Origin of the sequence: Acinetobacter sp. AKBS16 (genome assembly GCF_002899995.1) — a bacterium.
Classification (GTDB): Bacteria; Pseudomonadota; Gammaproteobacteria; order Pseudomonadales; family Moraxellaceae; genus Acinetobacter; species Acinetobacter baumannii.
The window spans coordinates 17969-29128 of the sequence record NZ_POYH01000101.1 but is presented as its reverse complement, the minus strand read 5'-3'; the positions used below and the strand labels follow the sequence as shown (position 1 = coordinate 29128).

7 protein-coding genes are annotated in these 11160 nt (G+C 37.6%); all 7 read right to left on the bottom strand.

Features of this window, described 5'->3' with window-relative positions; genetic code table 11:
• Positions 1–1252: type VI secretion system baseplate subunit TssK (tssK, locus tag C1642_RS18235; protein ID WP_228153990.1), on the bottom strand; the 1252-nt coding region annotated here is incomplete at its 3' end.
• A 16-nt stretch (positions 1253–1268) separates the two neighbouring features.
• Positions 1269–2363: a type VI secretion system protein TssA gene (gene tssA / locus C1642_RS18230; RefSeq protein WP_020753007.1), complete on the bottom strand. Its 1095-nt coding sequence runs from the start codon at positions 2361–2363 to the stop codon at positions 1269–1271.
• Positions 2364–2386: 23 nt separating this feature from the next.
• Positions 2387–5068 carry a type VI secretion system ATPase TssH gene (tssH, locus tag C1642_RS18225; protein WP_103236712.1) on the bottom strand — a complete coding sequence of 894 codons (2682 nt, stop codon included), beginning with the start codon at positions 5066–5068 and terminating at the stop codon, positions 2387–2389.
• 219 nt (positions 5069–5287) lie between these two features.
• Entirely contained in the window at positions 5288–5551 is a 264-nt protein-coding gene (locus tag C1642_RS18220) for a PAAR domain-containing protein (RefSeq protein WP_000168112.1), read from the bottom strand.
• 16 nt (positions 5552–5567) lie between these two features.
• Positions 5568–6335, bottom strand: coding sequence for an OmpA family protein (locus tag C1642_RS18215; protein WP_001072408.1), 768 nt, complete (start codon positions 6333–6335; stop codon positions 5568–5570).
• Positions 6336–6337: 2 nt separating this feature from the next.
• Complete coding sequence (tagF, locus tag C1642_RS18210; RefSeq protein ID WP_000557241.1) at positions 6338–7297, bottom strand: type VI secretion system-associated protein TagF; 960 nt, start codon at positions 7295–7297, stop codon at positions 6338–6340.
• 37 nt (positions 7298–7334) lie between these two features.
• Complete coding sequence (tssM, locus tag C1642_RS18205) at positions 7335–11159, bottom strand: type VI secretion system membrane subunit TssM (protein WP_103236711.1); 3825 nt, start codon at positions 11157–11159, stop codon at positions 7335–7337.
• Between the last annotated feature and the right edge of the window lies 1 nt (position 11160).

Genomic DNA, 11160 nt, shown 5'->3' with positions numbered 1-11160 from the left:
CGATTTCAAAATAGCTCACACCCGAACGTACTGGAATAGCAGTTGGAACTTGGATTAAGTGGTGTAATGGAATCGCTGGTAATGCTGCAACTACACGTTGTTCAACATCTAAAGTACTACCAATTTTAAAACGTAGAGGAACGATTTGAATCAACTCATGGGTCTGCATCACGCTACTTGATACAGCAATATAAAGTCTGGTATCTCGAGTAATCTTATCGGTTTCGAGACTTCCCACCCAATATGAAGGGCGAATTTCTTTAAGGGCAATACTGATGTAACGACTCGAAATAATCGTATCGAGTAAATCACGTAAAATTGTGTCGAGCTGGGTGAAGCTCTCTTGCAAATTATGATGTTTATATGCAGGCAACTGATCAACTTCATAAGCTGTCGAGAAAGTTAATAATGAACCTGCTAAACGTAGCAATTCAAAGAATAATCGTTCCGGATGAATTTGCGGATATTGCAAGAAATGGCTCAGACCAGCATGAGCAGTATTTAAAGCATTTACCAACCAAAACGAAACGATATCACCTGAACGGAATTCAATTAATTTCTGCTCATTTTCTCGGTTATTGGTTTGAATCGTTTTAATTTTTGCCTTAATAACATTCAAGGTTCTTTTTAAATTTGAAACCAAGGTCTCAGATGCATCGACATGCAAAATGGGCGGGATAAATTTGCGGTCAATTTCAAAAGCACCTGAACTCTGACGTTTAATTTTACCTATTGGCAAATACAGGAAACCATCTAAATTATGATCAGGATTACTATGTGCATCTAATAATTTAAACACAGCTCGGCGACGTAATAAGCTGATATCAGCTTCTGTCGCGTTAGTGAAAAGATCGTGAGTCTCAACCAAATGTGATTGATAGCGCCCCTTCTGTGATTGATTTTGATCGATTAAATTTTGTTTATTGGCTTGTAATAATGGTAATGCCAAATAGATGACCATTTCACCACGTAAATTAAGCTCATCAAGCAAAATAGGTTCAGGTAATAAGTCATAAGCAGGCGCTTGATATATTTCACCGTCTTGCCAAATCATTTCTACTGATTCAAGTGCAAGAATATGCGTACTTAACTGTGCTTCATCAAAACTAAGTTTTTGAACGCCATAGGAAAATGGCACAACAGCACGAACCGTATGATTTAAACGTTGTTCATGATAGGTATCTTGAATCTGGAAATGTTGAGGTCTTAAAAATAAACCTTCGCCCCACAGGACTTTTTCAGCTTTAAACATATCTCTTTACCAATCTTTATTCATATTCATTTTTAGGTTGAACACCTAACATTTCCTGAACCATTTGCAATGGATGCTCATCTTTAATCACTTGTGCTAACCATTCATGCAGCGGCATTTGGCTCCATTTAATGGTCTTTTGGAGCATATAGCTCACAGGACTATGTGGCTCATTTGCTTGAAAATAATCAGCTATTTCTTGCAGCACTTTCATTGCTTGCTCGCGATTGGCCAAGTGAGTTTGTGCTTGTGGCTGAAACATAGGCTGGTCTGATACGATTTGTACAGGCACTTGATTTTCCATAGACGGTGTCGTGATGACAGCGGCCTGTTCTTGGCTCGGCGCAAGCCCTGTACCAAAAGCCTCTGCTTTGTAAATTTTACGTAAAGTGCTGTGTATTGTTTCAAATGCAGAATCAATTGCAGCAAAACTCGGTGAATCTAATCCCATTAAATGGTCGAGTGTCTGCTTTAAAACATTCCACTCCGTTAAAACCGAATTAAACTCTTGATAACTTGAGTATTGAAAGGTTTTAGAGGTATTAAAGATCGCTTGATCAAATTGTTCTAATTCAGATGGACCTGACTGACTCTCGTACTCTTCTGTTTGCTTACGGCGTATATTTTCGTGATATAGAAAATTATCGTAATCAAGCAAGTTATAATAAGGAGCTGTGTTAGTTAAAGGTACTTTCTTCAACAGCATTGGCAACTGATTAATAAGTCCTTGTAATAAACCAATACGCTGATCCAAATCATCATCTTCAATAATTGGATGAATATCCTGCCAATATTGGTTCAGCATGGTATGAGTTAAAGTGATTCCCTTTACCATGCCTTCAAAACCATTTAGATGAGTCCAGGCTTCTATTACCCAAGTTAATAGACGGATATCTTTGGTTTTTTCAATGAGCAAAGTGCTTACACTCTTCGCAACAAAGTCCCAATCTGCCTGCTTCCGTTCAGCAACCCAATCCCCCTGATCTAATAATAGATCATCCTGTGTTCTGGCTTTCTTTATCTCGTGAAATTCATTAGAAAATGAATAATCCTCACCACAAAGCAAGCTGTCATTAATGGGTTTAAGTAGTTCAGAAATATCAATACTCATCTAATTTTGGCTCTATTAAATTTTTAAACTTCTGATTTCAACTTTTTACTAGTCCGTTTTTTAGCAGGCTTCGCCACAGGATCTAGTAAATATTGGATCTCGTCATCTTTTGCATCAATCATGATCAATTTTGGCAATTTTTGATCTGCTAACGCCACTAAAATTTCAGTTGCCAAAGCAGGTAAAACTGTAGAATTTAAGATGTTATCAACATTACGGGCGCCACTATCCACTTCAGTACAACGGCTGAGTAGCAATTCAACCAAGTCATCTGAATATTGAACTTCCGTTCCATATTGTTTTTCAATTCGAGCAGTAATTTTGCCCAATTTATGTTTAATAATTCGAATCAATAAATCATCATGCAATGGGAAATATGGCACAACTCTCATACGCCCTAAAAAGGCTGGCTTAAACTGTTTATATAAACTCGGTTTTAAATGTTCGATTAAATCTTCTGCGGTAGGCCATTCTTCTACAGGCTGATTTAAACATGCCTGCATAATTGCACTCGAGCCCGTATTTGAAGTTAATAAGATTGTCGTGTTTTTAAAGTCAATAACGCGCCCTTCACCATCCTCTAAAGTACCTTTATCAAATACTTGATAGAACAACTCCTGAACATCGCTATGTGCTTTTTCAATTTCGTCGAGTAACACAACACTATAAGGATTACGGCGTACAGCTTCAGTTAAAACCCCACCCTGACCATAGCCAACATAGCCTGGAGGTGCACCTTTAAGCGAAGAGACAGTATGTGCTTCTTGATACTCAGACATATTAATCGTGATTAAATGCTGTTCACCGCCATATAACTCATTAGCTAAGGCTAAAGCAGTTTCAGTTTTACCAACCCCACTAGGCCCGACTAAAAGGAACACCCCTTGAGGTTTATTTGGATCTTCTAATTTAGCTTTTGAAGTTTTAATCCCTTGAACTAATTGTGTAAGTGCATAATCTTGCCCCATTACACGCTCACCTAATTTATCTTCAAGCGTTAAAATCTGCTTAATTTCATCATTGACCATTTTCCCAACAGGAATACCTGTCCAATCAGAAATAATTTCATTGATAATCTGAGAGTTTACTCGCTCAAAAACTAACGGCTGTTGTCCCTGAATATCAGCAAGGTCTTTGCGTATTAAATTAATCTGATCGTAGGCTTCAGACTCATTAGAATGGCTCTGCGCTTCTAATTCCTGAATTTTACGAACTAGCTCTAATTCTTTTTGCCATTGTTCCTGAGTCTCTTGGATCTCACTTTGTAATGACTCTAGTTGGTTTTTCAGATTTTCTAATCTTTCATGATGTATTGGAATTTGACGGTGTTCATTTTCCAAAATTTGTTGCTCAAGCTTTAAGTTATGTTCTTGTGCTTTCAATTGATCAAGTTTGACTGGTTGTGCATTTTGGGTCAAAGCTACACGCGCTGCTGCAGTATCAAGAACACTTACTGCTTTGTCTGGGAGTTGACGACCACTAATATAGCGATGAGAGGCATGTACAGCCGTTACAATTGCTTCATCATCAATTTGTAAATTAAAGTGCTTTTGCATTACGGGAATCATTGCACGTAGCATATCCACAGCAACTTCTTCGGTCGGTTCTTCAACCTTTACCACCTGAAAACGGCGGCTCAATGCAGCATCTTTCTCAAAATACTGTTTATATTCTGCCCATGTTGTTGCAGCAATAGTACGTAACTCGCCACGAGCAAGTGCAGGTTTTAAAAGATTGGCAGCATCGTTTTGCCCCGCTTGGCCACCTGCTCCAATAAGCGTATGCGCTTCATCAATAAATAAAATAATAGGATGAGCCGATGATTGGACTTCTTGAATAACTTGCTTTAAACGGTTTTCAAATTCACCTTTAACACTTGCCCCAGCTTGCAAAAGCCCCATATCTAAAACATGCAAATGTACATTTTTTAATGCCTCAGGAACTAAACCTTGAGCAATTTTTAAAGCCAACCCTTCAACTACAGCTGTTTTACCTACACCTGGCTCACCAGTTAAAATTGGGTTGTTCTGGCGTCTGCGCATTAAAATATCAAGCATCAAACGAATTTCATATTCACGCCCAATAACAGGGTCAATTCCGCCGTTCTTCGCTTTTTCAGTTAAATTAATTGTATATTGATCTAAAGCAGGTGTTTTTTGAGTTTTTGCAGTTGGAGTCACGGCTTGTTCTAATTCATCTGCTTGTGAAGATGTTTTTGATTCTTCTTGTTGTTCTACACTTTTTTCACAAATTTCGAGAAACTTATGTTTCATTGAGTCTATCGGGAAAAGATCGAATAAACTCGAAGCTCTCGTTGCAATTTGATAGAGGTCAGGTGCAGTTAATAATGCAACCAGTAAATGACCACTACGAATGACAGGATTTTGTTCTGCTGAAGCCAATAACCAAGCTTGTTCAAATAAACGAACAATTGATTTAGCAAAAATTGGAGTACGTGTATTACCTTTTGGTAATTGAGAAATTGTTTCTTTTAAATCATCTGCTAAAGCATCGGCTGAGATTTTATATTTTTTTAATAAAATTTTTAAATCGTTTTCTAAAGGCTGATTAAGTAACTCTAAAAATAAATGTTCAATTTCAATTTCGTAGTTTTGCTGAAGAACACAAGCATTAGCAGATTTTTCTAAAGCAGTGCGTGCAGCTGTAGAAAGTTTTGTAATTAAAATTTTTAAACTACTCATCATTACTCTCAATATTTTTAAATAATTTAATACTTAAAATCATAATGCCCGTATATTACCAAAATTTAGCTTTATCCGACAAATAACCCAGCATTACAATCATTAATATGATTTATTCGATTTCTTATATCTGAATAAAAAATCTAATACCATTTAAGATCATTTAATTAGTACACATATCTTTTTAACTTAAACATTTAAGAAAAAAAGATATACCCTCTGCTACCCTTGATTAACCAAACTTTGTTTCGGTAATAATTTACAGCCACACGATAATGAATCATTTACTCTTGCTGCTGCTTTTCCCATCACTTGCATATTTGGGTCACCGGAAACAATCGTAGAAACCGTTTTATGCGCCGGACAAGTTGCTTTATCACCTACACATGCAATTGCGATTCCCTCAATTAAAAATGCACTATTACCAGAAATGACTTGCCCTCCACCTGTCGTTGGGCATCCAATCGTAATGTAAGGGCTAGCCATATTCTTCTCCTTATCCCTATAAAACGGTGAACTCAATTCGGCGGTTTTTCTTTCTACCTTCCGCAGAAGTATTGTCCGCTACAGGCTTAGATGAACCTAAACCTTCGGTAGATAAATGATCAGCAGGAATATTCTTACTAATTAAGTAATTTTTAACTGCCAAAGCTCGATCTTGGCTGAGTTTTAAGTTTTTGTTCGCATCACCAGAACTATCGGTATGCCCCACAATTTTGACTTTTTTCCCGCCCACTTTATTTAAAGCAACAGCCATTTCATCAAGAATTTTTTGCCCAGCTTCAGTTAATACTGCACTACCAGATTCAAATTCAATAATTCGATTTTTTAAAGCATCATCAATAATCTTCTGCTCAGCCTGATTTACAGAAAGCTGGGAAAATAATTGATATGGAGGCTGTACCAAACTCTGAAAAGACTGAATGGTTGGCTGTATTTCTGTCGGATTTAGCATTTTCCCGGTCAGTTCAAATCGGGTTCCATTAACACTTAACTTACCCTGAGAAACTTTTTTAAGATCAGGTGTAATCACTCGTGTGACAGAGTCACTCCATCCATTTGGAGCGGCAACTGGTCGAACTTGTATTTTATCGACAACCTGATCTGCACCATAAACAGACTGCATTTTCATTAAAATAGCCTGTTTACTTGCTTCATTTGGCACTACACCTTCTACAACTATAGGCTGTGCTAAAGCATAATTCGCAATTGCATATATAAAACAGCCTTTTATAAGTTGTGAAAGTTTAATTTGATATTTTTGATTCATTGTTATTCACCCAAAAAAGTCTGTCTAAATAGTTTTAAACCTTGATTTAAACTTAATTGGCGTTGACATAAAGATTGTTCTAGCGTTGCTAAACCAGCATTCTGTTCCAAATAAGTATCAATCCATTGAGCTTGTATTAAAGAAACCCAATGTTTGCTATCCATATTCTGAGTAAAAATATCGCTAAGAGCTAAAATATCAGCACCTTGGAAACCAAAGAATAATACTGGCTGCTCCCGATGTAACAACCCAATTAATACTTCGGTATTATGCTGTTTTAAAAAACGACAAATAATACTGACCCAGAATGCCGCTATTTCATAACAATAAGCAGGATTATTAATCGGTAGAATCAAGACTTTATTTAAACGGCTAGTCCCATTTTGTAAAATTGGTTGTAGTAGTAATCCTAAACCAATCATGCTTTGAGCTAACTCATAAATACTTAGCTTCATTAACTGAGCAAATGAATGCATGGTATGATTTTCATAAAAACCTACACATTCACGTTCAGATAAAACCTGAATTTGATTTGGTAAATGATTTAGCTTACCAAATAATAAGTCAGAGTCTTTAATCCCTCTTAATGCGCGATTATTTTGAAATAAATCAACTAAGACATGCTTATAGCTATAAGGTGCATATAATAAATTTTCATATGGCAAATCAATCTCAAGTAAATGACTGAGTACCATCGGAAAAGCTCGGCCTGAACTGTCTTCGCTCGCCAACAAATTAGCAGCCAAGAACATGTTCTCTTGTGGATTTGCAATAAAGAAATCCAATGAAGGCAACTTGCTATATGCCTCTTTGAACATATTTGACTGCATTGCATATTCCAATGCTTCTGTTATCCACTGATCAAGTACCTGTATTAAGGCATATTGACCTTTTGTCTTTAAGAAATCACCACGCGCAGGGCTTTTCCCGTAATACAGAGGAGTTGTTTTTAATGTATGCATCAATGCTCCTCCTTGAATGTAGAGGTTAGTTTCCATGTCATGGCTTAACTCCCGCAGCAGGTTGTGCTAGTGCAGAAACTGGATTTTCAGTTTTGGCAGGAGCAGCAGCCTGAGCTGGTGCTTGCTGTGCGGATACAACGCGAGCAGCTTTATCCGCAGTCACTTTGTCCACCAGTTGCATACCAGAGTAGCCACGGCTTGAACCGATACTTCCTGAATTACTACTAATAAGACGGAAGTTCATTTTCACAAAGAGTGATGGATCTGTCTTACTGCGCCAAAGCATTTCAAAACCACCGTTTTGCTCTTTACGCTGTGCACTATCGATTAAACGGTTAATCCCGTATTCGCCTGGTTCATCAAAAATGGTATGTGTTTGACCTTGTAAATCTACAGCCGTAATACGAGCACCCGGAATACTGCCTTGATTTGGCCAAATAAAGTTAACCCATTGCTGCACCCCATTTTCATAAGTCATACGCTGACCATCAATATCAACGGTATATGAAAGTAACTGCGGGTTTTGAATTGGGTAGAACTGGAAGTTAGACTGATTGGTTGCCGGAGCAGCTGGTGCTTGGCTATTTAACTCACCTGTTGCCATTCCATTTGTAGGTGCAACATAGCGTTGGAAGTTCATAACAAATTGTGGGTTTAAACTAATCCCCAAATCTTTCCATGTTTTGGAGGTTAAGGTATAACCGCGGCGGATAACAAACGGGTCTAAACTCTCTTTAACAAAGCGGGAAATACTGCCGTTCTCACCAAGAATTTGTCCAATTTCACTACTTGTTGCTTGTAAAGAAGCTGATGAGTTAAATGGATATTTCTTAGCAAGATTTGCAGTAAATGGTTGATAAGCTTGCATTACCCATAGCTTATTAATTTCATCTTGAGTAGGTGTAATTAAGCTTTCAAAGGCTTGGGTAAGTGGACTCACCACTAATTTTTGTAGAAGTTGCTGATCAATTTCACTGAAACCAACCGCCATCTTTTCATCTACAATTTTTTGAGTCTGGTTAAATACCGATGTCTGCTCATTTAAAGTTTGCTTAACCAATGTCATCGCATTCGGTCCGATCTCACCCGCATTCTTAAGTTCATTAAACTTACTACGTACTAAGGCTAGATTCGTCATATATTCATCAAGCAAAGATTTACCTTGCTGATCATCACGTTTACGGACCAATTGATAGAACATTTGATATTCTTGAGAAATAGGCCCTTGAGCATTCGTTACAGCCTGATTTGCTAATTGTTTATCATCATGGTTTAGAACCTTACGTTTAAACCATGCAATAAATCCTTTTTGAGGCGCTGCTAACTCTGCTTGAACAACCGGATTATCCCAATTTGTTTCAATGGCTACGCGTTCAATAAGCGTGCGAATTGGTGAATTTTGTGGTTCGCCCAATACATCAATATTTTTAACTTGCTGAGCAAACTGAGTTGCTTTTGCATAGTGAATACCACTTAAGAATTTTCTCCACTCTGCAATATATTCTTGTTTATACAATGCAGTAAGCTGCTTTCTGATTTGCTCTGGACTACCAGAGAAAGTTAAATCATCAGATTGACGGCTATTAAGCACCCAGTCTTTAGTATCCGTAGGTTTGTCTGCTGCTTCCTCAATTGCTTTTTCTACATACTCGTTCCAAGCTTTTTGAGTAAATACCCCTGGTAATGCATAACTACCCAATACAATATTTTTATTTGCGTCACCAACAATCTGGCTCACAGTTAAAGCTGGGAAGCGCACAGCAGCACGCATTTTAATTTCATTATAAACACGGTCACGCGCTGGCATACCTCTAATAACAGAGAGCAATACTTGACGTGTCTGATCTACGAGTTGAGAGTCAGCATCTAAGATCGGGAATTCTTTATCATTTGCCAATGTCATTGCATAAGATAAGATCTGCTCAGCTTCTTGAATCATATCTGCACGTGGCATCTGCCCTTTATTGGCATCAAGCCAAGAACGCCAGAAACGCGTTACCTGATCACTTAAGTGACTCGCATCCATATACTGTGGATTGCTCATCATTAAATATGCTTTTAAAGCATTATAAGCATCTTGAGGGTTAGTATCCGAAGGCTCCAAATATTGCTGAGTTTGAGCAGTTTGCTTGATCTCAACATTGGTATGATTTGCTTTTAAAGTTGCTTCGTTATTTTTTACACGTTGCAAATACTGAGCAATATTTTGCTGTGTAGGTATCAAAACAATTTGCTTAACACCTTTTAAATATTCAGCTTTTAATTTTTCACGTAGCTCATTACCTTGATATAAACCAAAACTAAATTTTAGTGGTCTATTTTCATCAAATTCGTCTAACTGTTGTAGACGTCTTTGCAAGATAAGTAAGGCCTCTAATTGAGTCGACAATTGTTGACCTGAACTCTTTTCCAATTGAACAACTTTATTTAAATCAGCTTGAACTTCAGCAATAAGTTGTTGATTGTTACGATATGACCAAACCCACACACCTAGAATAATGGATACGCCAGCTAAAGCACCAATAAATGCAATATAACGCTGACGCTTTTTGCTTGTATTGACATGCTGTTTAACCAGATCTTTATCTTTTAAAATGACATCTGAAAACAAGCCTTTTAAGAAATAACCATGGTTAGGCGTTGTTTTTAGTTGATCTTTTACTTCACTTTGAGCAATTTGGGAAAGCTGGAATTCCTGTGCAATTTGCTCAGTCATTGGACTTTCTATTACGCCTTCTTGCAAAGCACTCGTGAAATAAAACCCGCGGAAAACTGGTTGGAACTGGTAAGGGTTATCTTCAAACAGTGTCGCAATAAAACTTTTTAATGCTGGTTTTAATGTCTTAAATTCTAATGGGAAAGTCATCACACTAGGTGAGATATTTTGAGAATGTCGACGGCTAAGATGAGTTGAACTGACCCCTTTTAAACCGTCATAAAGAATATTGTAGTGTTTCTCAAAAAGATCTACGGCATTATGAGAAGAGTTTTGCTCATATGGTAGTGTTGCGCCCCACGCCTGATTATATTCTTGTGCTTCATAGAATTCGAAAAATTCGGTAAAACCCGCGATCAAATCCATTTTTGAAAAGACTAGATATACGGGTACAACCACTTCTAAACGTTCGGTTAAATCCTGAATACGAGCGCGTAAATTTTTCGCAAGCTTTAATGAGTGTTCAGGACTCTGACTAACAAGCTCAGCAATACTAACAATAAGAATTAAACCATTTACTGGAGCCTTAGAACGGTTCTTCTTTAAGATACTTAAAAAGCCTAACCATTCAGAGTGGTCTTCGCTATAGACCGAATAACGTCCAGCGGTGTCGAGTAAAATACCCTCAGTCGAAAAAAACCAGTCACAATTACGCGTACCGCTTAAACCAGCCGAAACCATTTTTTGATGAGTTTCTTCAAAAGGAAACTTTAAACCAGAATTATAGATCGCAGAACTTTTACCAGCAGCTGGGTTACCAATGACCATATACCATGGCAACTCATATAGTGCTGCGTTCCCCTTTTTATCGCCTAACTTTGACTTACGAATCAATTGAATAGATTCTTTCATTTGTTGGCTAATAAGTTGCAGCTCTTCTTTATCTTTATTTTTGCCGTACTCTGCTTGGGTATCCTTTTCAATCGCTTGTGCAAGCTCTTCACCTTGAACAGCATGCTTTTTACGCTGAATTAGCCAATAAATTCCATAAGCGATGAGCCCTAAAGCATATGCAGATGCTAAAGCCCAAAATATATGGCGAGGAATTGAAGTATAGGAAGACATCAATGCCACGAACAATGACAAGGCGATAATTGCTTTAGGATTCGTGATGTACTGCCACAAGTAGCCTAAAATTGTATGCATT

Coding starts and splice junctions, on each gene's coding strand:
- C1642_RS18220 (WP_000168112.1), bottom strand. CDS start 5,551: ATGGCTAGCCCTTACATTACGATTGGATGCCCAACGACAGGTGGAGGG.
- tagF (WP_000557241.1), bottom strand. CDS start 7,297: ATGCATACATTAAAAACAACTCCTCTGTATTACGGGAAAAGCCCTGCG.
- tssM (WP_103236711.1), bottom strand. CDS start 11,159: ATGCATACAATTTTAGGCTACTTGTGGCAGTACATCACGAATCCTAAA.
- tssH (WP_103236712.1), bottom strand. CDS start 5,068: ATGATGAGTAGTTTAAAAATTTTAATTACAAAACTTTCTACAGCTGCA.
- tssA (WP_020753007.1), bottom strand. CDS start 2,363: ATGAGTATTGATATTTCTGAACTACTTAAACCCATTAATGACAGCTTG.
- C1642_RS18215 (WP_001072408.1), bottom strand. CDS start 6,335: ATGAATCAAAAATATCAAATTAAACTTTCACAACTTATAAAAGGCTGT.